A 20,178-nucleotide genomic window follows, 5' to 3' on the forward strand; every position below is an offset into this window, starting at 1 on the left:
AGTGGTTCAACAACCCATGGATATCAAATTCACCCACCGGCTGTCTTACAAGCAAGCCAGGCTTACCGTGCTGGTCGGGTTCATTCTGGGCACCCTGCTCAGTCTGCTGCAGATCGGCATCGATTATGCCAGCGAAGACGCTTCCATCAACCGGGAAATCCTCGCGCTACTCGAAATCAGCCACAATCCGGCCTCGCGCATTGCCTACAACATCGACGCCGAACTGGCGCAGGAACTCACTCTGGGCCTGCTGCGCTCGCCCGCGATCATCGCGGCGCAACTGATCGACAACAACGATACCGTGCTGGCCAACGTCAAACGCCCGGAGTTGCAAAGCAACTATCGGCTGATCAGCGACTTCCTGTTCGGCGCCAAGCGTCATTTTGAAGACCGTCTGTACCTCGATCACCTGCCCAACGAATCCCTCGGCGTGCTGAAACTGGAAGTCGACACCTATGCTTTTGGCAGTCGCTTTTTGCGCCGCGCGGAAGTCACCCTGCTCAACGGTTTTGCTCGCAGCCTGCTGCTGACCGGGATTCTGCTGGCGCTGTTCTACGTGATGCTGACCAAGCCACTGGTGCGAGTCATCCGTGAACTCAGCGGCCGCGATCCACGCAGCGCCGAGCCAACCACGCTCGAGTGTCCCGCCGGGCACGGCAACGATGAAATCGGCGTACTGGTCAAAGTTGCCAATCAGCAATTCGAGAATATCGCCACCGAAATCCAGCAACGGCGCACAGCGGAAAACCGCCTGACCGAATACCTTGCGCAGCTTGAAGACATCGTCTCGGCGCGTACCGCCGAACTCAAGGCAATCAATACCCGCCTGAGTCAATCCAACGAAGAACTGGAAGCGGCGCGCCGCACTGCACTGGACATGGCCGAGGCGCGTTCGGCCTTCCTGGCCAACATGAGCCATGAAATCCGCACGCCGCTCAACGGTTTGCTGGGAATGATCGCGCTGTCGCTGGATGGCCCGTTGAACGCCGAGCAGCAGCAACAACTGTCGATCGCCCACGACTCGGGCAAGGTGCTGGTGGAGTTGCTCAACGACATTCTCGACCTGTCGAAATTCGACGCCGGGCAACTGGAGCTGGAAAACATCCCGTTCGACCTTGGTTCGCTGATCGAGGACACCGCCAACCTGCTGTCGCAGAATGCCGCGCCGAGCGTCGAGTTGACCTGTCTGATCGAGCCGCACTTCCCGGCACTCGTGCTGGGCGACCCGACCCGAGTGCGGCAGATCGTCAGTAACCTGCTGTCCAATGCGCTGAAATTCACCCGCTTCGGTCGGGTCGATGTGCGTCTGTCGGCGCACAAAAATGGCGTGCGCATCGACGTCTGCGACACCGGCATCGGTATCGCCCAGGAAGCCCAGGTGAAAATCTTCCAGCCGTTCACTCAGGCCGGTGCTGGCATCACTCGTCAGTACGGCGGCACCGGGCTGGGGCTGGCGTTGACCTATAATCTTTGCGAAGCGATGCAGGGCCGTCTGACCATCAGCTCTGAAAGTGGTTTCGGCAGCCAGTTCTGCGCCGAACTACCATTGCCCATTCACACCCGCGCCCTGGCGCCGGCACCGTTACGCGGCAAGGTTCTCGCGATCACTGCTGCGAGCAGTGGTCTGGCTGAATTACTGAAAAGCCTTTTACCGGTCTGGGGCCTCGAATACACGCAGCGCACCATTGATGATTCGCTGCTGGGCCTCAATCCTGACGTACTGATCACTGATTGCCCCGAGTGCCTGTTCGGTCTGCGTCCAAATATTACTGCGCCGATCCTGCTGGTGACGGCTTACGGCAGTTTTCTGCCCAGCGAAGAAGCCGCCGCCCTTGCGCCCCTGCAGCAACAGGCCCGGCCGTTGGCGCGCAATGCGCTGTACCAGCACCTGCGGCGTATTCTGCAACCGGACGTCGCCACCCTCAGCGAAGCGCAAGCGGACGCCTCGCCGTCCGCGCGTCGGGGCAAAGTGCTGCTGGTCGAGGACAATCCGGTCAACCAACTGGTCGCCAAAGGCATGCTGGGCAAGCTTGGCTGCGATGTGGTCGTAGCGGGTCATGGCGCCGAGGCGCTGGACCAACTGGAGTTTGCCGATTTCGATCTGGTGCTGATGGATTGCAACATGCCGGTGATGGATGGCTATGAAGCCAGTCGACAGATTCGTCAGAGCGGGCGCTGGCCGAATCTGCCGATTGTCGCGCTGACCGCCAATGCCATGTCCGAAGAGCGCGAACGTTGCCGCGCCGCCGGCATGAGCGACTACCTGGCCAAACCGTTTCGCCGTGAAGAACTCGCGGCGTTGCTGGATCAGTGGATGCCGACTACGACAGCACTTTGATCTGCCCGAGCAAGTGATCGAGGCCGGCGCGTAAATCATTGAGCCGGTCGAGATCGACGCCGCTGTCGCAGAGCAGGCGCGCCTTCAACGGCCCGACCTGCTCGCGCAACGCTTGTCCGGCAGCTGTCAGGCTCAAATGCACCTCACGTTCATCGCGTGCCGAGCGCTGGCGCTGGACCAGACTGATCTGCTCCAGACGCTTGAGCAATGGCGTCAAAGTCCCTGAGTCCAGCGCCAGGCGCTCGCCCAAGGCTTTCACGGTCGGCTGCTCGGGTGCCGCGTCCTGCCACTCCCACAGCACCAGCATCGCCAGATACTGCGGGTAGGTCAGGCCCAACTGATCAAGCATCGGCTTGTAGGCACGAATCACCGCCCGCGAGGCTGCGTACAACTTGAAGCACAACTGGCTGTCGAGCCTCAGCGAATCAACCGGCACGCTCATTTCAGCAGCGCTTCGATCTCGGCGCTCAGGTCCTGCGGCTTGGTCGTCGGGGCGAAACGCTTGACCAACTGGCCGTCTTTGCCGATCAGGAATTTGGTGAAATTCCACTTGATGCCCTGCGAGCCGAGCACGCCCGGGGCGCGCTTCTTCAACTGCACGAACAGCGGATGAGCATCGGCGCCGTTGACGTCGATCTTCCTGAACAACGGGAAGCTGACGCCGAAATTCAGTTCGCAGAACTCGCTGATGGCGCCTTCATTACCCGGTTCCTGTTTGCCGAACTGGTTGCAGGGAAAACCCAGCACCACCAGCCCCTGGTCCTTGTAGGTCTGCCAGAGTTGTTCGAGGCCCTTGTATTGCGGAGTGAAGCCACACTTGCTCGCAGTATTGACCACCAGCACGGCTTTACCGGCGAAATCGGCCAAGGTTTTTTGCTCACCCTTGATGGTTGTACAGGGGATATTCAGCAAGTTGTCACTCATGAGACGGCTCCGCAATGGTGAGGAAAGCGCAAACATAACGAGCAATTGAATTGTGCGCAATCTAATAACCAATTAAAAAGGCGACGTGATGTCGCCTGTTTCGATTATTCGCGCGGCTCAAGATTCAGGCACACCGAGTTGATGCAATAACGCAGGCCGGTCGGTGGCGGACCATCCGGGAACACGTGGCCCAAGTGCGCATCACAGCGCGCGCATTTCACTTCGGTGCGGATCATGCCGTGGCTGGTGTCGCGGATTTCAGTCATCGCACTTTCGCCGATCGGCGCGTAGAAGCTCGGCCAGCCGCAGCCGGAGTCGAATTTGGTCTGGGAATCGAACAGCGGCTCGTTGCAGCAGACACAGTGATAGACACCGTCAGTTTTGGTGTCGTTGTATTTGCCCGAGAACGGGCGCTCGGTGGCACTCAGACGGCAGACGTTGTACTGCTCGGGGTCGAGCATGGCCTTCCACTCTTCAAGGGTTTTCTGCAACTTTTCCATCATCACACCTCAGCGGCTGAAAAAGCCCGATCTGTACCTTTTCCACGGATCGGGCGGCACGTATGATTGCGCCTCGTCACGCGCCAGTCTGGCAGCCAGACAGGGCGCATTCAAACGGATTCTGAGCGCAAAAGCGTCAGACCTCCGCCTGTGCGAAGACGCAGCAATCCCAGTACGGTTGTCCATTTGCCGCCTGGATCGTTCATTTTCGGGATCACATCGCCATGCAGTTCAGCAAATCGAACAAGCTCGCCAACGTCTGCTACGACATTCGCGGCCCGGTGCTCAAGCACGCCAAACGACTGGAAGAGGAAGGCCAGCGCATCCTCAAGCTGAACATCGGCAACCCGGCGCCGTTTGGTTTCGAAGCGCCGGACGAAATCCTTCAGGACGTGATCCGCAATCTACCGACCGCGCAAGGCTACAGCGACTCCAAAGGCCTGTTCAGCGCGCGCAAGGCGGTGATGCAGTACTACCAGCAGAAGCAGGTCGAAGGTGTCGGCATCGAAGACATCTACCTGGGCAACGGCGTTTCCGAACTGATCGTAATGTCGCTGCAGGCGCTGCTCAACAACGGCGACGAAGTGCTGGTGCCGGCCCCGGATTACCCGCTGTGGACGGCTGCCGTCAGCCTCGCCGGCGGTAACGCCGTGCATTACCTGTGTGACGAGGGCGCCGACTGGTTCCCGGACCTGGCCGACATCAAGGCCAGGATCACTCCGAACACCAAGGCGATGGTGATCATCAACCCGAACAACCCGACCGGTGCGGTCTATTCGAAAGAAGTACTGCTGGGCATGCTGGAAATCGCCCGTGCACATAATCTTGTGGTGTTCTCCGATGAGATCTACGACAAGATTCTGTACGACGACGCCGTGCATGTCTGCACTGCTTCGCTGGCGCCAGACCTGCTCTGCCTGACTTTCAACGGTCTGTCGAAATCCTATCGCGTGGCCGGTTTCCGCTCCGGCTGGATCGCCATCTCCGGGCCGAAACACAACGCGCAGAGCTACATCGAAGGCATCGACATGCTGGCCAACATGCGTCTGTGCGCCAACGTGCCGAGCCAGCACGCAATCCAGACCGCACTCGGCGGCTACCAGAGCATCAACGATCTGGTGCTGCCGCAGGGCCGTCTGCTGGAACAGCGCAACCGCACATGGGAGTTGCTCAACGATATTCCCGGCGTCAGTTGCGTCAAACCGATGGGCGCGCTGTATGCGTTCCCGAAGATCGACCCGAAGGTCTGTCCGATCCACAACGACGAAAAATTTGTCCTCGACCTGCTGCTCTCCGAGAAGCTGCTGGTGGTGCAAGGCACGGCGTTCAACTGGCCGTGGCCCGATCACTTCCGTGTAGTCACCTTGCCCCGCGTCGATGACCTGGAAATGGCCATAGGCCGCATCGGCAACTTCCTCAAGTCCTACCGTCAGTAGTGGGCCCGCAGTGCGCAGCGGATTGTCTGTTGCGCACTGTCTGATTCAGCAACACATCTTTGTTTCGCACCTTTGCAGCCCTTCTACACTTTCACAGCGAGCCTTGAAGGCATGTCTGACCTAATGATGGCGGGATGAAAGGGTGTGTCATCCATATCGGAATCTCGGGTGGGAATTTTCCTTTTCACTCACGAAACTGCTGTAGGACACAGTTTGAAATAGTCACTCGGTTGAATAGCCCGGTGCCGCACCTTATATACCCCGCAGTACGCTAAATCTTTAGCTTGAGGAGAGTTCTACAACCATGATGCGCATCCTGCTGTTTTTGGCCACTAACCTTGCGGTCGTGCTGATAGCCAGCATCACCCTGAGCCTGTTCGGCTTCAACGGGTTCATGGCGGCCAACGGGGTCGATCTCGACCTCAGTCAACTGCTGGTTTTCTGTGCGGTCTTTGGTTTCGCCGGCTCGCTGTTCTCGCTGTTCATCTCCAAGTGGATGGCGAAGATGAGCACCGGCACGCAAATCATCAGCCAGCCACGCACCCGTCATGAGCAATGGCTGCTGCAAACGGTCGAGCAACTGTCCCGCGAAGCCGGGATCAAGATGCCTGAAGTCGGGATCTTCCCGGCCTACGAAGCGAATGCCTTCGCTACCGGCTGGAACAAGAACGACGCGCTGGTCGCGGTCAGCCAGGGCCTGCTCGAGCGTTTCTCGCCCGATGAAGTGAAAGCCGTACTGGCCCACGAAATCGGTCACGTGGCAAACGGTGACATGGTCACCCTGGCGCTGATCCAGGGCGTGGTGAACACCTTTGTGATGTTCTTCGCCCGGATCATCGGTAATTTCGTCGACAAGGTGATCTTCAAGAACGAAGAGGGCCAGGGTATCGCCTACTACGTGGCGACCATCTTCGCCGAACTGGTGCTGGGCATCCTCGCCAGCGCAATCGTCATGTGGTTCTCGCGCAAGCGCGAATTCCGTGCCGACGAGGCCGGTGCCCGACTGGCCGGTACCAGCGCGATGATTGGCGCTCTGCAACGTCTGCGTGCCGAACAGGGCCTGCCGGTGCACATGCCCGACACCCTGAACGCCTTCGGCATCAACGGTGGCATCAAACAGGGCTTCGCCCGCATGTTCATGAGCCACCCGCCACTGGAAGAGCGTATCGACGCATTGCGTCGTCGCGGTTGATTCAACCGGTGATCATGAAAAGGCCCGCAGTGATGCGGGCTTTTTCGTCTGTTAAAGATAGGGCGGCTGGGCGGGCATCTTCGGGAGCAAGCCACTTCCCACAACGATCGCGTTTTACAAATAATCCATGAAACGACATGAGCCCTGTGGGAGGGCCTTGCTCCCGAAGACGCCGGAACAGTTAACTTAAAACTATCGGGAAGAAACCCGATAAACCCGCTCCACCAACCACTTAGCCCCGCCCTGCACAAACTTGGGGCTTTCAGCCAGAATATCCCGCTCTTCCAGCCTATCCACCTGCCAACCCTGGCCCAGCAACCGCTGTACTTCATCATTCTCCACTGCAAATGGCGGCCCCGGGATCTGCGTCTGATCGTAATCCAGAGTGATCAGCAGCCCCTGCATTCCGTGCCCCAGCAACTGCTGCAGATGCGCCGCATATCGCTGGCGCATCGCGTCCGGCAAGGCAATCAACGCGGCGCGGTCATACAACGCCGTGCAACCGGCAACATCCTCCGCCGTCAGCGCAAAGAAATCTCCGCACCACAACTCGACGGTATCGCTGCGATACACCTTGAAAGCGCCCTTCTCGCTGATTCGCGGGTCAAGCCGATGCTCACTGAAAAAGTCCTCGACGGCTTTCACTGACAGCTCTACCCCGAGCACCGAATGCCCCTGCCCGGCCAGCCACAACAAGTCCAGACTTTTCCCACACAGCGGCACCAACACCCGCGCAGACGCTGCAATCGCCAGCTCTGGCCAGTAACGCTGCAAATACGGATTGGCGTCGGGCTGATGAAAGCCGATCTGGTTCGAATCCCATTTCTTGTACCAAAACTCAGGCTGCATGGATCACTCCCGAAAAACCGATGAAAAACCGCAGGAACTTATATTAGATTCAGATCGATGATCTGGCTGAAGATGGCTCATCATAATCGCTCAGGAGCCCGTCCATGTTGCCCAGCCTGTTTATCTCCCACGGCTCACCGATGCTTGCGCTGGAACCCGGCGCCAGCGGCCCGGCACTGGCGCGACTGGCCGCTGAACTGCCGCGCCCCAAAGCCATCGTCATCGTCTCGGCGCATTGGGAAAGCCACGAGTTGCTGGTTAGCAGCCACCCGCGCCCGGAAACCTGGCACGACTTCGGCGGATTCCCCCGTGCGCTGTTTGAGGTTCAGTACCCGGCACCGGGCAATCCGCCGTTGGCCGCTGAAGTGGCTCAAATGCTGAACGCCAATGACCTGTCAGCGCGGCTCGATCCGCAACGACCGTTCGATCATGGCGTGTGGGTGCCACTGTCACTGATGTATCCGCAGGCGGATATTGCGGTGGTGCAAGTCTCGCTGCCAAGTCGCGGCGGGCCGGCGCTGCAGACACGGGTTGGCCGTGCGCTGGCGAGCCTGCGTGAACAAGCCGTTCTGTTGATTGGCTCCGGCAGCATCACTCACAACCTGCGCGAGCTGGACTGGCATGCCGGCCCGGAAAGCATTGAACCGTGGGCACGTGAGTTTCGTGACTGGATGATCGACAAGCTGGCCGCTGACGATGAGACGGCGCTGCATGACTATCGCCAGCAGGCGCCGCATGCCGTGCGTAGCCACCCGAGCGATGAGCATTTGTTGCCGTTGTATTTTGCCCGGGGTGCGGGCGGTGAGTTGAACGTGGCGCATCAGGGTTTCACGATGGGCGCGCTAGGTATGGATATTTATCGTTTCGGCTGACGTTATCGCTGGCAAGCCAGCTGCCATAGGGTTTATGCAGCCCGATGAACAGGCAAAAAAAATCCCCGAACCAGTCGGGGATTTTTTATCTGCGATCAATCAGCCCAAGGGCGGATCAATCTTCGCGGTAGCGACGCAGTTTGAGCTGCTTACCGGCCACGCGGGTGTCCTTCAGTTTAGTCAGGAGTTTTTCCAGACCTTCTTCCGGCAGTTCGACGAGGCTGAAGCTGTCACGCACCTGGATGCGACCGATCGCTTCACGGGCCAGACCGCCTTCGTTGAGGATGGCGCCCAGCAGGTTTTTCGCAGCGATACCGTCACGCGCACCCAGCGCGGTACGGCAACGAGCACGACCTTCGCCCAAAGGCATTGGCGCGCGACGCTCGCGATCACCGCGGTCCGGACGATCACCGGAACGCTCAGGACGGTCGCCACGCGGTGCGTTGTTCGGCACCAGTGGACGTTCCTTCTCGATCGCCGCCAGGTTCAGCGCTTGACCGTTGGTGGCCTTGCGCAGCAACGCAGCAGCCAGGGCGCGCGGGGTGCAACCGATGTCGGCGGTCAGACGGTCGAGCAGCTCACCGTGAGTCGACTCGGCATCAGCGACCAGCGGCGACAAGCTGTTGGTCAGTTTCTTGATGCGTGCATCGAGAACGGCTTGAGCGTCTGGCAGGCGTACTTCGGCAACTTTCTGACCGGTTACGCGCTCGATCACTTGCAGCATACGGCGCTCACGTGGAGTCACCAGCAGCAGTGCACGACCTTCGCGACCGGCACGGCCGGTACGGCCGATACGGTGTACGTAGGACTCTGGGTCGTACGGCATGTCAACGTTGAACACGTGAGTGATGCGCGGAACGTCAAGACCACGGGCAGCAACGTCGGTCGCGACAACGATGTCCAGACGGCCATCCTTGAGCGAGTCGATAACACGCTCACGCTGGTTCTGGGCGATGTCACCGTTCAACGCGGCGGCTTTGTAGCCTTTGGCGTCGAGGGCGCTGGCCAGGTCCAGGGTCGCTTGCTTGGTGCGTACGAACATGATCAGGGCGTCGAAGTCTTCGACTTCCAGCAGGCTGAGCACGGCCGAGGTTTTCTGGTCAGCGTGAACCAACAGGTGAGCCTGTTCGATCGCGGTGACGGTCTGGGTCTTGGTCTGGATCTTCACGTGTTGCGGATCGCGCAGGTGGCGTTCGGCAATGGCGCGGATCGACTGCGGCAGGGTCGCCGAGAACAATACGGTCTGACGGGTCGCTGGCAGAGCCTTGAAGATGACTTCCAGGTCATCCATGAAGCCCAGCTTCAACATTTCGTCAGCTTCGTCGAGAACCAGATGGTTAACGGTCGACAGGACTTTCTCATCGCGGCGCAGGTGGTCGCACAGACGACCCGGGGTGGCGACAACGATCTGTGCGCCATTACGGATTGCCTTGAGTTGCGGGCCCATCGGCGCGCCGCCGTAAACAGCCACGACGGTAACGCCTGGCATTTGCTTGGCGTAGGTTTCAAAAGCGGTTGCTACTTGCAGCGCCAACTCTCGGGTCGGCGCCAGGATCAGGGCTTGCGGTTCGCGCTTGGCAGGATCGATGCGGTGCAGAATAGGCAGTGCGAACGCGGCGGTTTTACCGGTACCGGTTTGCGCCTGGCCAATCATGTCCTGGCCGGCCATGATGATCGGGATCGATTGCTGCTGAATCGCCGAAGGCTCTTCGTAGCCGGTCGCTGCGACGGCTGCAAGAATATTCGGGTTGAGATTAAAAGCGGCGAATCCGCCGGTTTCCTGGGTCATGGGTCTGCCACTAAGTGCATCCGCAAAGACCCATGCTCCAAAGCTGCGCATGCCGTGTTGAGACTCAAGAGTCGCCCTGGCAGCTTTGTCGGCGGGGATTTGCGAAAACGAATGAATGAAGATGAATCGTCAAGGAAGAGCCCGCAATGCGGACGTGCAGCCGAAGCTGACTTCGGGAAATGCGCTACCTAAACGCGGCCCGGTTAAAGGCCGGCGCGCACTATACCGGATTTCGCCCGAAAAGGGAGCTTTTTTTGTGGCCCTTATCCGTGTGTCACCGCCGTGTAACGGGGTTTTGCGGATAATCGCGCAACGGTCTATTTTGCAAAGGCCCGGCCCTGCGGGCGATGACGCTTAAACGGTTCACCGACCTGCGGCAAAGCGCCGCGCACCCGCCCTTCCCGCTTGAGGATTTAGCCATGAATCAGCCCTGCGCCGGCCGCGTCAGCCGAGAACGTCGTGGTCACGTGCACCTGATCGGCCTTGATCGGGCGGCCAAGCGCAACGCCTTCGATCTCGACCTGCTCGACGACCTGAGCCTGGCCTACGGCGAGTTCGAGGCCGACAACGAGGCGCGGGTGGCCGTGGTGTTTGGCCACGGCGAGCATTTCACCAGCGGGCTCGATCTGGTCAATGCCAGCGCGGCGTTGGCCGAAGGCTGGCAGGTTCCGACCGGCGGTTGCAATCCGTGGGGCGTATTCGTCGGGCCACGGGTGAGCAAACCGGTGATTGTCGCCGCTCAGGGTTACTGCCTGACCATTGGCATCGAGCTGATGCTGGCGGCGGATATCAACCTGTGTGCGAGCAATACCCGCTTCGCGCAGATGGAAGTGCAGCGTGGGGTCTTTCCATTTGGCGGGGCGACTTTACGCTTTCAACAGATCGCCGGTTGGGGTAATGCGATGCGCTGGTTGCTCACCGGCGATGAGTTCGATGCCCACGATGCGTTGCATCTGGGACTGGTGCAGGAAGTGATGGCCAGTGAAGACTTGATGCCAAGGGCGATCGAGCTGGCAGAGCGGATTGCCCGGCAGGCGCCGCTCGGAGTGCAGGCGACATTGCTGTCGGCGCGACAGGCGCGCTATGAGGGGGAGATGGCGGCGGCTCAGGCGTTACCGGCGTTGGTAAAGAAACTGCTCGCCACTGAAGATGCCAGGGAGGGGGTGCGATCGTTGGTGGAGCGGCGACCTGGGATATTCAAAGGCATCTGACAGTGCCCCCCTGTAGGAGCTGCCGAAGGCTGCGATCTTTTGATCTTGTTTTTTTTAAGATCAGAATCAAAAGATCGCAGCCTTCGGCAGCTCCTACAGTGAACGAATCGCCACTCAGGTTGCTGGCCGAATACAGTTGATCAACGACTGCAACGAATACCCCAACTGCGGCGCCAGCGCTTCGGCCCTTCGCGTCAGCGCCTGCATGTCCAGCGCCTGATCGAGATCCGCCGGGACAATCAGAATCACATTGCCCTCCTTCACCGGCAGCTCCCAGTAATGCCGGTGATAGAGCCCGCGCAACAACGCCGCGCCCAACGGCTTGCCGTCATCGGTGGCCCACTGGTTGATCACCAGCCAGCCGCCCGGATTCAGGCGCTTTTGACAATCGCCGAGAAAGCTCCAGGCCAGATGCCCGACACCGGGACCGAAATCAGTATAGAGGTCGACGAAAATCAGATCCGCCGGCTCTGCCGTCGGCAGCAACTCCAGCGCATCACCAACCCGAATGTACAGCCGCGGGTCATCGTCCAGGCCCAGGTATTCAATGGCCAGGCGCGGCACATCCGGACGCAATTCAATGGCCTCGACGTCTTCCAGTGGCAGAAACCTGAGACAAGCCTGGGTCAGCGTGCCAGCACCCAAACCGAGAAACAGCGCGCTCTCCGGCTGCTCGTGGCACAGCGCGCCAATCAACATGGCGCGGGTGTAGTCGTACTCCAGCCAGCTCGGGTCGGCAGTGAACACGCAGCTCTGCTCGATCGCATCGCCGAACTCGAGAAAGCGGTAATCGGCCACTTCCAGCACGCGAATCACGCCGAACTCATCCTGTACTTCGGCGAGCAGATGCTCGACGCGCTCCTCAGTCATTTTGTCTCCTGATGGTCACCGGGCGCGGTGACGCGATGGCACCGCTGTGGTGCCGTGGCAAAGCGGCGATTGTCGGCGATGGGGCGGGAACAGGTCACGCACTAATTGCTGCTAACATGGCGCTCCCCTGCGTATCAAACTTCGAGACCGTGATGAGCCAACCGTGGAGCCCTGACAGCTGGCGCGCCCTGCCGATCCAGCAACAACCGCAATACCCCGACGCTGCCCACCTGCACCAGGTCGAGCAGACCCTGGCCAGCTATCCGCCGCTGGTGTTCGCCGGCGAAGCGCGCGAGCTGCGCCGGCAGTTTGCCGAAGTCACGCAGGGCCGCGCGTTCCTGTTGCAGGGCGGCGATTGCGCGGAAAGCTTCGCCGAATTTTCCGCCGCGAAGATCCGCGACACCTTCAAAGTGTTGCTGCAAATGGCGATCGTCATGACCTTTGCCGCCGGCTGCCCGGTGATCAAGGTCGGGCGCATGGCCGGCCAGTTCGCCAAGCCGCGTTCGGCCAATGACGAAACCATTGCCGGCGTGACGCTGCCTGCCTATCGCGGCGACATCGTCAACGGCATCGGCTTCGATGAAAAGAGCCGCGTGCCGGATCCGGAGCGTTTGCTGCAGTCTTATCACCAGTCCACCGCGACCCTGAACCTGCTGCGCGCCTTTGCTCAGGGCGGTTTTGCCGACCTGCATCAGGTGCACAAATGGAATCTGGATTTCATCGCCAACTCGGCGCTGGCCGAAAAGTACAGCCACCTCGCTGATCGTATCGATGAAACCCTGGCGTTCATGCGCGCCTGCGGCATGGACAGCTCGCCGCAACTGCGCGAAACCAGTTTCTTCACCGCCCACGAAGCGTTGCTGCTGAACTACGAAGAAGCCTTCGTGCGCCGCGACAGCCTGACCAACGATTACTACGATTGCTCGGCGCACATGCTGTGGATCGGCGACCGCACCCGCCAGCTCGACGGCGCGCATGTCGAATTCTTGCGCGGGGTGAACAACCCGATCGGCGTCAAGGTCGGCCCGAGCATGAACCCCGATGACCTGATTCGCCTGATCGACGTGCTCAACCCGGACAACGATCCTGGCCGCTTGAACCTGATTGCGCGGATGGGTGCGAACAAGGTCGGCGATCACTTGCCGGCGCTGATCCGCGCGGTGCAGCGTGAAGGCAAACAAGTTCTCTGGAGCTGCGATCCGATGCACGGCAACACCATCAAGGCCAGCAGCGGCTACAAGACCCGCGACTTTGCGCAGATCCTTGGTGAAGTGAAGCAGTTCTTCCAAGTGCACGAAGCGGAAGGCAGCTATGCCGGCGGCATTCACATCGAGATGACCGGACAGAACGTCACCGAGTGCATCGGCGGCGCACGGCCGATTACCGAGGATGGCTTATCCGATCGCTATCACACCCACTGCGACCCACGGATGAATGCTGACCAGTCGCTGGAATTGGCGTTTTTGATTGCCGAAACGTTGAAGCAGGTCCGGCGCTAGACCGCACCCCGTGTAGGAGCTGCCGAAGGCGGCGATCTTTTGATCTTCAAAACAAGATCAAAAGATCGCAGCCTTCGGCAGCGCCTACAGGGTGCCGGCGCCATCCACTTGCGCCAATGCCAGCCTCAGCCGAGCCGCACTCTCGCGCTGACAATTCAACTGCACCCGGGCCATTCCGAGCCACTGCGCCATCCGCTGCAGGTTCGCGGCCAGCGCCAGCATGCCCTCCTCGTCCAGCCCGGCTTCTTCCTCGTGCACCGCATGCACCGCCAACTGCCCCGCCGCTCGCTCGCCGCGCAGATCGACTCGCGCGGCGATCCGTTCGTTGTGCAAAAACGGCAGCACGTAATAGCCGTAAACCCGCTTGGGCTGCGGTGTGTAAATCTCCAGGCGATAGCGGAAATCGAACAGCCGCTCGGTGCGGCTGCGTTCCCAGATCAACGAGTCGAACGGCGACAACAGCGCACTGGCAGTAACCCTGCGCGGCACTTTGGGCTCCGGCAGGCAATAAGCGATCTGCCGCCAATCGCCGACTTCGCACATCTGCAACTGCCCCGCCTCGACCAGTTCAGCCAGACGCGGCCGCGCATCCGCCGGGCTCAAGCGGAAATAATCGCGCAGGTCTTTTTCCGTGCCGACGCCCAATGCCCCCGCCGCATGCAGCAACAGGCCGCGTTGCGCCTCGGCCTCATCCGGCATCGGCTGCTGCAGGATCGCCGCGGGTATCACCCGCTCCGGTAAATCGTACAAACGCTCAAACCCGCGTCGCCCGGCCACGGTCACTTCACCGGCAGCGAACAACCATTCCAGCGCAAGCTTTTCCGCACTCCAGTCCCACCACGGCCCAGCCTTGTCTTCGCGAGTCGACAGACTGCCGGCGCCCAAGGCGCCCTGCTGTTCGACCGATGCCAGCACGCGGCGAATCGTCTCTCGCTGTTCGCGACCGAACTTCGCCAATTGCTGATAGATGCCCTCGCCGCGTCTGGCCCGCTGCATGCGCCAGCCCAGCAACGGATACATCGACAGCGGCAACAACGAAGCTTCATGGCCCCAGTATTCGAACAACGTGCGCCGGCGCCCCGAACTCCAGGCAGCCTGGTCGAGCAAGTCGAAAGAATAGGAACCGAGACGGGAAAAAAGCGGCAGGTAGTGCGAGCGCACCACGGCATTGACGGAATCGATTTGCAGCAGGCCCAGCCGTTCGATCAGCCGGTTGAGATGGTTGGCGGTAACGGTTGGCGGCTGGCGCCCGTTGAACCCTTGGGCAGCCAGCGCCAGACGTCGCGCCTGTTTGAGGGAAAAGGACACTGTCGCGGGCATTTATTCCTCCATGTCTGCTCGCAACCTACCTCACCTGAAAGGGGTTTGTGTAGCAATAGCCTCATCATTTATGCATCGGGTCGTCCCAGAACGGCCGCACGGTTTCATGTTCGACATCGGCGCGGCTGATGCCGATGTCCTTCAGCGCCTCATCGCTCAAACCGGCGAGCATTTCCCGTTCACGGTGCAGTTCGTACCAACGACTGAATTTGTGCAGCAGATCGGACACGATATGGCCGTGGCCCGACAGCTGTTCTTCGTTCACATACTCTCTTTGACCTTTCATCGTCTTGCCTCCTTTTGTGGATGGCTCAAGTCTCGTCCCGGCGCTAAGATCAATCCAACGAATGTTTCTGATGGCATGCATCACGGAGATTCATCAATTGTCCGCCTACCCCAGTATCGATACCGATGTCCTGCGTACCTTCGTGGCGATCGCCGATCAGGGTGGTTTCACCCGTGCCGGCGAGATGGTCAACCGCACCCAGTCGGCGGTGAGCATGCAGATGAAACGCCTGGAAGAAGACGTGTTACAGCGCCAGTTGTTCGAGCGCGATGGCCGTCAGGTGCGACTGACCGCTGAAGGCCAGGTATTGCTCGGCTATGCGCGGCGCATTCTCAAACTGCACAGTGAGGTGTTCAATACCTTGCGTGAGCCGCACATGGTCGGCACCGTGCGCATCGGCACGCCGGATGATTATGTGATGCGCTTTCTGCCGGGGATCCTGTCGCGGTTTGCGCAGTTTTATCCGCTGATCCAGATCGAAGTGCATTGCGAGTCGAGCAAACAGTTGCTGCAGCGCACCGATCTGGACTTGTCGATCGTCACCCGTGAACCGGGCAACGAGATCGGCCAGTTGCTGCGCAAGGAGCGCTTTGTGTGGGCCGAGGCGCAGAATTTCAGTGCCCACGAGCAGACGCCGTTGCCCCTGGCGATGTTCAACAGCGACTGCTTCTGCCGCTTGTGGGCGTGCAATGCGCTGGACGCGATGGGCCGCGATTACCGCATCGCCTACAACAGCAGCAGCCTGTCGGCGCTGATGGCCGTGGTCAGCGCGGGGCTGGCGATCACCGCGCAACTGGAGAGCCTGATCACTCCGGACATGCGCATTCTTGGCACCGCCGAAGACCTGCCGTTGCTGCCCGAGGCCAGCATCATGCTGATCCGCAACCTGAACAACCCGTCGCCGATCACTGAATGCCTGGCCGAGCACATCGTCGAGGGCTTCAAACTTTAAACGCGAGCATCACCGCACACAGCACGAGGAAGCCGCAGAACAGCCCACGCAGGAGTTTTTCCGGCATCGCGTGGGCAACTTTCACGCCCCAACTGATGCTGGCCAGACCGCCAAGCGCCAGCGGCAAGCCGATCATCCAGTCGACTTCGTGGTGTACCGCATAAGTCACCAGCGTCACGCCGGTACTCGGCAGGGCCAGCGCCAGGGACAAGCCCTGAGCGACCACTTGGGTAGTGCCGAACAGGCTGGTCAGCACCGGCGTGGCGACCACTGCGCCCCCCACGCCGAACAAGCCGCCCATGGTTCCTGACGCCGCGCCGAGCACGCCCAGCCATGGCCACGAATGGCGCATTTGGGCGGTCGGTGCTGGCCGCGGGCCGAACATTTTCAGCAGGTTGTACGCCGACAGCGCCACCAGAAAGGCGACAAACCCGATGCGCATGGTTTGCGCATCGATGCCCACCGCCCAGATCGAGCCGAGCCAGGCGAAGCAAAAACCCATCACCGCCAGCGGCAGCGCATGGCGCAACTCGATGCGATTGCGCTGGTGATAACGCCACAGCGCCAGCATCACGTTGGGCACCACCATCACCAGCGCCGTGCCTTGGGCGATCTGCTGATCGAGGCCGAACCAAACGCCGAGCAAAGGAATCGCAATCAAGCCACCGCCGATGCCAAAGATCCCGCCCAAGGTGCCAAGGGCAGCGCCGAACAACAGGTACAACAGAAAATCCATCACAACGGTAATCCTCTAACGACAGGCGGCCAATGCTACGCACTCGCGCCTAGCGGGGAAACGCACAGCAACGCACAATGGCTTTGCCGATCCTGCACAAGCGTGTTTTCTCATGAATCCCAATCAATTGACCGATCAGCTCGGCCTGTTTCTCGATGTACTGGAGAGTGGCAGTTTCTCAGCCGCGTCACGCCGCCATCCGCTGACCCCTTCCGCCGTGGCCCGGCGCATCGACAGCCTGGAAAGTGCCGTCGGCAGTCAGCTGTTCGTGCGCAGTACCCACGCGGTCCTGCCGACGTCGGCCGGTCTGGCGTTTGCCGAACGGGCGCGGCGGATCATCGCCGAGTTGCAACTGGCACGTGCCGAAGCCGTTTCATTAAGCAGCGCGCCGGAAGGACTGATCCGCATCGATGCGCCTGCAGCCTTCGGGAGGCGGCATCTGGCGCCGGTAATTGCCGATTTTCTCCTGCTGTACCCGGGACTGGATGTGCAGATGCATCTGATCGACAGCTTCAGCGACATGGCCGGCACCAGTCTGGGCAAAGTCGATCTGGTGTTGCGTACGGGGCAGTTGGCTGACTCGCGCCTGGTCGCCACGCCATTGGCGAGCATGGTACGCGTCGCCTGCGCCAGCCCTGACTACCTCAAGCAGCGCGGCGTGCCCGAGCATCCGGCGCAGTTGAGTGACCACGACGGGCTCGACTGGGAAGGCCTTGCGCCGCCCTTTGCCTGGAAATTCGAAGTGGACGGGCAAATGCAACTGCACCGGCCATCCCGCGTGCGCCTGAGCGCCAACAATGCCGAAGCGCTTGCGTGTGGCGCGGCGGCGGGTCTGGGCGTCGCACACCTGCCGACCTGGCTGGCCAGCGAATACCTGCTGCGAGGGGAGCTGGTGCCGTTGTTCTGCGAAAATGGCCTGCCGCCACCGGAGTCCACCGGTATTTACGCGCTGCGCATGGAACAGCAGATTCATTCGCGCAGTCGTTTGTTGCTGGAATATCTGAAAACCCGTTTCAGCCCGGTGCCGCCGTGGGATCTGGCATTGCAGCGGCAATTCGCCCGGCACTGACGTCGGGCATATTTATCTGGCGCATTAAAGATTCGAGCGCTAGATTAAAAAACGATCAACGATCAAGGCTTTGACAATGACTTGCGAACGCGACAACTGCGACGACCTTCTGCTCGATAATCAGGCGTGCTTCGCCCTGCACTCGACTTCGCTAATGATGACCAAGGTCTACAAGCCGCTGTTGCAGGCGCTGGGCCTGACCTATCCGCAGTATCTGGCGATGATGGTGCTGTGGGAGAAAGATGGCTTGACCGTCGGAGAAATCAGCGCACGCCTGCTGACCGATCCCGGATCGCTGACGCCGTTGCTCAAACGCCTGGAGGCCGAAGGCCTGCTCAGCCGTACCCGCAGCCGCGAAGATGAACGCGTAGTGATCGTCGAACTGACTGCAGCGGGCCGAGCCCTGCGCGACAAGGCGCAAACCGTGCCGCAGTGCATTCTTGGGGCGAGTGGCTTCACCCTCGAACGTTTGCAGAAGTTGCAGGCCGAGCTGCAAGCGCTGCGAGGGCATCTGCAAGACAGCCTGAATTAAGCCCTGCCACATTCCCTGTTGGAGCGGGCTTGGGCGCGAAAGCGATTGATCAGTCAGAGCGAGCGTTGGCTGACAGGACGCCTTCGCGAGCACGCCCGCTCCCACACTGAGTCCAGCGCCAACAAATATTTTTCGCCACGGTACTCCCCCCGCCAAACGCTCTAGATCAAGCCTTACGACCCTCTCTCATGCCTCGCCTTTGAGCCAAACGCCACTTTTTCTGTAAATTTATCCTGCGCGCTAAACATTAGCGCTATAAATTCTCTTCACACCTACTTAGCGCGCAAACAATTAGCGCACTACAACACCACCGATGAGGCTCACACCATGCAAACTCTCTACACCGCAATCGCAACTTCCACTGGCGGCCGTGACGGTCGTGCGATCTCCAGCGACAACGTACTCGACGTCAAACTGGCCACCCCGAAAGAACTCGGCGGTGCTGGCGGTGCGGCGACCAACCCTGAGCAACTGTTCGCTGCCGGTTACTCGGCCTGCTTCATCGGCGCACTGAAATTCGTCGCCAGCCAGACCAAGCGCAAGATTCCTGACGACGCTTCGATTACCGCTCATGTCGGCATCGGTCAGATCCCTGGCGGTTTCGGTCTGGACATCGACTTGCACATCAGCCTGCCGGGCCTGGAACAAGCCGACGCGCAGTCGCTGGTCGACGCCGCTCACCAGGTCTGCCCGTACTCCAACGCCACCCGTGGCAACGTCGATGTCCGTCTGCACGTCACCGTGTAATCACACAAGCCCCCGGCCCGAACAAGGAAATTGAACATGAACACTTTCAGCAAAGTCTTGACCGGTACCCTTCTCGCCCTGTCGGTACACAGCGCTTTCGCCGGTGATGTCGAACACAACACCCAGGCATTCCTCGATGCGCTGAATTCAGGCAGCGGCAAGCCGATTGAGCAGCTGTCGCCCAAGGATGCCCGCGCCGTGCTGGTCGGCGCGCAGTCCGGGGTCAAGTTGACGCTGCCAAAAGCCGATGTCAGCGAGAAGACCGTGCAGGTCGATGGTCAACCGCTGAGCCTGACCATCGTCCGGCCGGCCGGGGTCAAGGGTGAGCTGCCGGTGTTCATGTTCTTCCACGGCGGCGGCTGGGTGCTGGGGGATTTCCCCACTCACGAACGTCTGGTGCGCGATCTGGTGGTCGGTTCGGGGGCGGCGGCGGTGTTTGTCAATTACACCCCTTCGCCGGAAGCGCATTATCCGGTGGCGATCAACCAAGCCTACGCCGCAACCAAATGGGTGGCGGAACACGGCAAAGAGATCAATGTCGACGGCAAGCGCCTGGCCGTGGCCGGCAACAGCGTCGGCGGCAACATGGCCGCAGTGGTTGCGCTGATGGCCAAGGACAAAGGCACCCCGGCAATCAAATTCCAGGTGCTGCTGTGGCCGGTGACCGATGCCAACTTCGACACCGGTTCGTACGACCAGTACGCCGAAGGGCACTTCCTCACTCGCAACATGATGAAGTGGTTCTGGGACAACTACACCACCGACGCCAAACAGCGCAACGAGATCTACGCCTCGCCGCTGCGCGCCACCACCGCGCAACTCAAAGGCCTGCCGCCTGCACTGGTACAGACTGCCAGTGCCGACGTGTTGCGTGATGAAGGCGAAGCTTATGCACGCAAACTCGACGAAGCCGGCGTGCCGGTGACGTCGGTGCGTTACAACGGCATGATCCACGATTACGGTTTGCTTAATGTGGTCAGCCAGGTTCCGGCGGTGCGTTCGGCGATGTTGCAGGCTGCGCAAGAGCTCAAGGAACACCTGAAATAAATACCCCAT

General features: G+C 60.4%; 20 protein-coding genes. 11 read left to right on the forward strand and 9 right to left on the reverse strand.

What is annotated here, in order from left to right; genetic code table 11:
- Window positions 1–16 precede the first annotated feature (16 nt).
- Entirely contained in the window at window positions 17–2,338 is a 2,322-nt protein-coding gene (locus ACIGDJ_RS08615) for a response regulator (protein ID WP_101155538.1), read from the forward strand.
- Here the strand turns inward: ACIGDJ_RS08615 and ACIGDJ_RS08620 are convergent.
- The 3 genes from ACIGDJ_RS08620 to msrB all read right to left on the reverse strand — a co-directional run bounded on the left by ACIGDJ_RS08620 (window position 2,322) and on the right by msrB (window position 3,762).
- Window positions 2,322–2,780: a MarR family winged helix-turn-helix transcriptional regulator gene (locus ACIGDJ_RS08620; protein WP_397479287.1), complete on the reverse strand. Its 459-nt coding sequence runs from the start codon at window positions 2,778–2,780 to the stop codon at window positions 2,322–2,324. The two genes, ACIGDJ_RS08615 and ACIGDJ_RS08620, sit on opposite strands and share 17 nt — an antisense overlap.
- Window positions 2,777–3,262 (reverse strand): glutathione peroxidase, encoded by a 486-nt coding sequence (locus tag ACIGDJ_RS08625; RefSeq protein ID WP_312999923.1) that lies wholly within the window; start codon window positions 3,260–3,262, stop codon window positions 2,777–2,779. The genes ACIGDJ_RS08620 and ACIGDJ_RS08625 overlap by 4 nt, the downstream gene beginning before the upstream one ends.
- A gap of 104 nt (window positions 3,263–3,366) precedes the next feature.
- A complete protein-coding gene (gene msrB / locus ACIGDJ_RS08630) occupies window positions 3,367–3,762 on the reverse strand; it encodes a peptide-methionine (R)-S-oxide reductase MsrB (RefSeq protein ID WP_101155662.1) in 396 nt (131 codons plus the stop codon).
- 224 nt (window positions 3,763–3,986) lie between these two features.
- Between msrB and ACIGDJ_RS08635 the strand changes: the two genes are divergently transcribed.
- On the forward strand, window positions 3,987–5,198 hold the full coding sequence (locus tag ACIGDJ_RS08635) for a pyridoxal phosphate-dependent aminotransferase (RefSeq protein ID WP_312999921.1): 1,212 nt from the start codon (window positions 3,987–3,989) through the stop codon (window positions 5,196–5,198).
- Between the two features lie 304 nt (window positions 5,199–5,502).
- A complete protein-coding gene (htpX, locus tag ACIGDJ_RS08640) occupies window positions 5,503–6,390 on the forward strand; it encodes a protease HtpX (RefSeq protein WP_007908619.1) in 888 nt (295 codons plus the stop codon).
- A 192-nt stretch (window positions 6,391–6,582) separates the two neighbouring features.
- Here htpX and ACIGDJ_RS08645 read toward each other — a convergent pair whose 3' ends face one another.
- Window positions 6,583–7,239, reverse strand: a complete 657-nt coding sequence (locus tag ACIGDJ_RS08645; RefSeq protein WP_397479288.1) for a thiopurine S-methyltransferase — start codon at window positions 7,237–7,239, stop codon at window positions 6,583–6,585.
- 104 nt (window positions 7,240–7,343) lie between these two features.
- Here ACIGDJ_RS08645 and ACIGDJ_RS08650 point away from each other — a divergent pair, with 104 nt between their 5' ends.
- Window positions 7,344–8,111, forward strand: coding sequence for a DODA-type extradiol aromatic ring-opening family dioxygenase (locus tag ACIGDJ_RS08650; protein ID WP_397479289.1), 768 nt, complete (start codon window positions 7,344–7,346; stop codon window positions 8,109–8,111).
- 115 nt (window positions 8,112–8,226) lie between these two features.
- On the opposite strand, the gene ACIGDJ_RS08655 is transcribed toward ACIGDJ_RS08650, so the two are convergent.
- Window positions 8,227–9,900, reverse strand: a complete 1,674-nt coding sequence (locus tag ACIGDJ_RS08655; RefSeq protein WP_042607879.1) for a DEAD/DEAH box helicase — start codon at window positions 9,898–9,900, stop codon at window positions 8,227–8,229.
- A gap of 419 nt (window positions 9,901–10,319) precedes the next feature.
- Here ACIGDJ_RS08655 and ACIGDJ_RS08660 point away from each other — a divergent pair, with 419 nt between their 5' ends.
- Window positions 10,320–11,111: a crotonase/enoyl-CoA hydratase family protein gene (locus ACIGDJ_RS08660; RefSeq protein WP_397479178.1), complete on the forward strand. Its 792-nt coding sequence runs from the start codon at window positions 10,320–10,322 to the stop codon at window positions 11,109–11,111.
- A 114-nt stretch (window positions 11,112–11,225) separates the two neighbouring features.
- Here the strand turns inward: ACIGDJ_RS08660 and ACIGDJ_RS08665 are convergent, their stop codons facing one another.
- The gene (locus ACIGDJ_RS08665; protein ID WP_397479179.1) at window positions 11,226–11,981 is read right to left on the reverse strand and encodes a spermidine synthase; all 756 of its coding nucleotides are present in this window, start codon (window positions 11,979–11,981) and stop codon (window positions 11,226–11,228) included.
- Window positions 11,982–12,133: 152 nt separating this feature from the next.
- On the opposite strand from ACIGDJ_RS08665, the gene ACIGDJ_RS08670 reads away from it, so the two are divergent.
- The gene (locus ACIGDJ_RS08670; protein ID WP_397479180.1) at window positions 12,134–13,480 is read left to right on the forward strand and encodes a class II 3-deoxy-7-phosphoheptulonate synthase; all 1,347 of its coding nucleotides are present in this window, start codon (window positions 12,134–12,136) and stop codon (window positions 13,478–13,480) included.
- Window positions 13,481–13,564: 84 nt separating this feature from the next.
- Here ACIGDJ_RS08670 and ACIGDJ_RS08675 read toward each other — a convergent pair whose 3' ends face one another.
- Together ACIGDJ_RS08675 and ACIGDJ_RS08680 are read right to left on the reverse strand one after the other, a co-directional pair.
- The gene (locus ACIGDJ_RS08675) at window positions 13,565–14,800 is read right to left on the reverse strand and encodes a winged helix-turn-helix domain-containing protein (protein ID WP_101155520.1); all 1,236 of its coding nucleotides are present in this window, start codon (window positions 14,798–14,800) and stop codon (window positions 13,565–13,567) included.
- A 64-nt stretch (window positions 14,801–14,864) separates the two neighbouring features.
- Window positions 14,865–15,086, reverse strand: coding sequence for a DUF1127 domain-containing protein (locus ACIGDJ_RS08680; RefSeq protein WP_101155518.1), 222 nt, complete (start codon window positions 15,084–15,086; stop codon window positions 14,865–14,867).
- 97 nt (window positions 15,087–15,183) lie between these two features.
- On the opposite strand from ACIGDJ_RS08680, the gene ACIGDJ_RS08685 reads away from it, so the two are divergent.
- The gene (locus ACIGDJ_RS08685; RefSeq protein ID WP_178081135.1) at window positions 15,184–16,038 is read left to right on the forward strand and encodes a LysR substrate-binding domain-containing protein; all 855 of its coding nucleotides are present in this window, start codon (window positions 15,184–15,186) and stop codon (window positions 16,036–16,038) included.
- On the opposite strand, the gene ACIGDJ_RS08690 is transcribed toward ACIGDJ_RS08685, so the two are convergent.
- A complete protein-coding gene (locus ACIGDJ_RS08690) occupies window positions 16,028–16,774 on the reverse strand; it encodes a sulfite exporter TauE/SafE family protein (protein ID WP_371918359.1) in 747 nt (248 codons plus the stop codon). The two genes, ACIGDJ_RS08685 and ACIGDJ_RS08690, sit on opposite strands and share 11 nt — an antisense overlap.
- 112 nt (window positions 16,775–16,886) lie before the next feature.
- Between ACIGDJ_RS08690 and ACIGDJ_RS08695 the strand changes: the two genes are divergently transcribed.
- From ACIGDJ_RS08695 to ACIGDJ_RS08710, 4 genes are all read left to right on the forward strand, one after another.
- The gene (locus ACIGDJ_RS08695; protein WP_101155512.1) at window positions 16,887–17,843 is read left to right on the forward strand and encodes a LysR substrate-binding domain-containing protein; all 957 of its coding nucleotides are present in this window, start codon (window positions 16,887–16,889) and stop codon (window positions 17,841–17,843) included.
- Between the two features lie 76 nt (window positions 17,844–17,919).
- Window positions 17,920–18,375, forward strand: a complete 456-nt coding sequence (locus ACIGDJ_RS08700; protein WP_073472431.1) for a MarR family winged helix-turn-helix transcriptional regulator — start codon at window positions 17,920–17,922, stop codon at window positions 18,373–18,375.
- 327 nt (window positions 18,376–18,702) lie between these two features.
- Window positions 18,703–19,122 (forward strand): organic hydroperoxide resistance protein, encoded by a 420-nt coding sequence (locus ACIGDJ_RS08705; protein ID WP_007940002.1) that lies wholly within the window; start codon window positions 18,703–18,705, stop codon window positions 19,120–19,122.
- 36 nt (window positions 19,123–19,158) lie between these two features.
- A complete protein-coding gene (locus ACIGDJ_RS08710; RefSeq protein ID WP_397479181.1) occupies window positions 19,159–20,169 on the forward strand; it encodes an alpha/beta hydrolase in 1,011 nt (336 codons plus the stop codon).
- Window positions 20,170–20,178: the final 9 nt, after the last annotated feature.

Source organism: Pseudomonas sp. NPDC079367 (assembly GCF_044542195.1).
Classification (GTDB): Bacteria; Pseudomonadota; Gammaproteobacteria; order Pseudomonadales; family Pseudomonadaceae; genus Aquipseudomonas.

Bases quoted from the DNA above. Each gene is read 5' to 3' on its own strand.
- ACIGDJ_RS08670 (WP_397479180.1), top strand. From the start codon at position 12,134: ATGAGCCAACCGTGGAGCCCTGACAGCTGGCGCGCCCTGCCGATCCAG.
- ACIGDJ_RS08680 (WP_101155518.1), bottom strand. From the start codon at position 15,086: ATGAAAGGTCAAAGAGAGTATGTGAACGAAGAACAGCTGTCGGGCCAC.
- ACIGDJ_RS08615 (WP_101155538.1), top strand. From the start codon at position 17: ATGGATATCAAATTCACCCACCGGCTGTCTTACAAGCAAGCCAGGCTT.
- ACIGDJ_RS08635 (WP_312999921.1), top strand. From the start codon at position 3,987: ATGCAGTTCAGCAAATCGAACAAGCTCGCCAACGTCTGCTACGACATT.
- msrB (WP_101155662.1), bottom strand. From the start codon at position 3,762: ATGGAAAAGTTGCAGAAAACCCTTGAAGAGTGGAAGGCCATGCTCGAC.
- ACIGDJ_RS08705 (WP_007940002.1), top strand. From the start codon at position 18,703: ATGCAAACTCTCTACACCGCAATCGCAACTTCCACTGGCGGCCGTGAC.
- ACIGDJ_RS08690 (WP_371918359.1), bottom strand. From the start codon at position 16,774: ATGGATTTTCTGTTGTACCTGTTGTTCGGCGCTGCCCTTGGCACCTTG.
- ACIGDJ_RS08645 (WP_397479288.1), bottom strand. From the start codon at position 7,239: ATGCAGCCTGAGTTTTGGTACAAGAAATGGGATTCGAACCAGATCGGC.
- ACIGDJ_RS08620 (WP_397479287.1), bottom strand. From the start codon at position 2,780: ATGAGCGTGCCGGTTGATTCGCTGAGGCTCGACAGCCAGTTGTGCTTC.
- ACIGDJ_RS08625 (WP_312999923.1), bottom strand. From the start codon at position 3,262: ATGAGTGACAACTTGCTGAATATCCCCTGTACAACCATCAAGGGTGAG.
- htpX (WP_007908619.1), top strand. From the start codon at position 5,503: ATGATGCGCATCCTGCTGTTTTTGGCCACTAACCTTGCGGTCGTGCTG.
- ACIGDJ_RS08700 (WP_073472431.1), top strand. From the start codon at position 17,920: ATGACTTGCGAACGCGACAACTGCGACGACCTTCTGCTCGATAATCAG.
- ACIGDJ_RS08695 (WP_101155512.1), top strand. From the start codon at position 16,887: ATGAATCCCAATCAATTGACCGATCAGCTCGGCCTGTTTCTCGATGTA.
- ACIGDJ_RS08650 (WP_397479289.1), top strand. From the start codon at position 7,344: ATGTTGCCCAGCCTGTTTATCTCCCACGGCTCACCGATGCTTGCGCTG.
- ACIGDJ_RS08655 (WP_042607879.1), bottom strand. From the start codon at position 9,900: ATGACCCAGGAAACCGGCGGATTCGCCGCTTTTAATCTCAACCCGAAT.
- ACIGDJ_RS08665 (WP_397479179.1), bottom strand. From the start codon at position 11,981: ATGACTGAGGAGCGCGTCGAGCATCTGCTCGCCGAAGTACAGGATGAG.
- ACIGDJ_RS08660 (WP_397479178.1), top strand. From the start codon at position 10,320: ATGAATCAGCCCTGCGCCGGCCGCGTCAGCCGAGAACGTCGTGGTCAC.
- ACIGDJ_RS08710 (WP_397479181.1), top strand. From the start codon at position 19,159: ATGAACACTTTCAGCAAAGTCTTGACCGGTACCCTTCTCGCCCTGTCG.
- ACIGDJ_RS08675 (WP_101155520.1), bottom strand. From the start codon at position 14,800: ATGCCCGCGACAGTGTCCTTTTCCCTCAAACAGGCGCGACGTCTGGCG.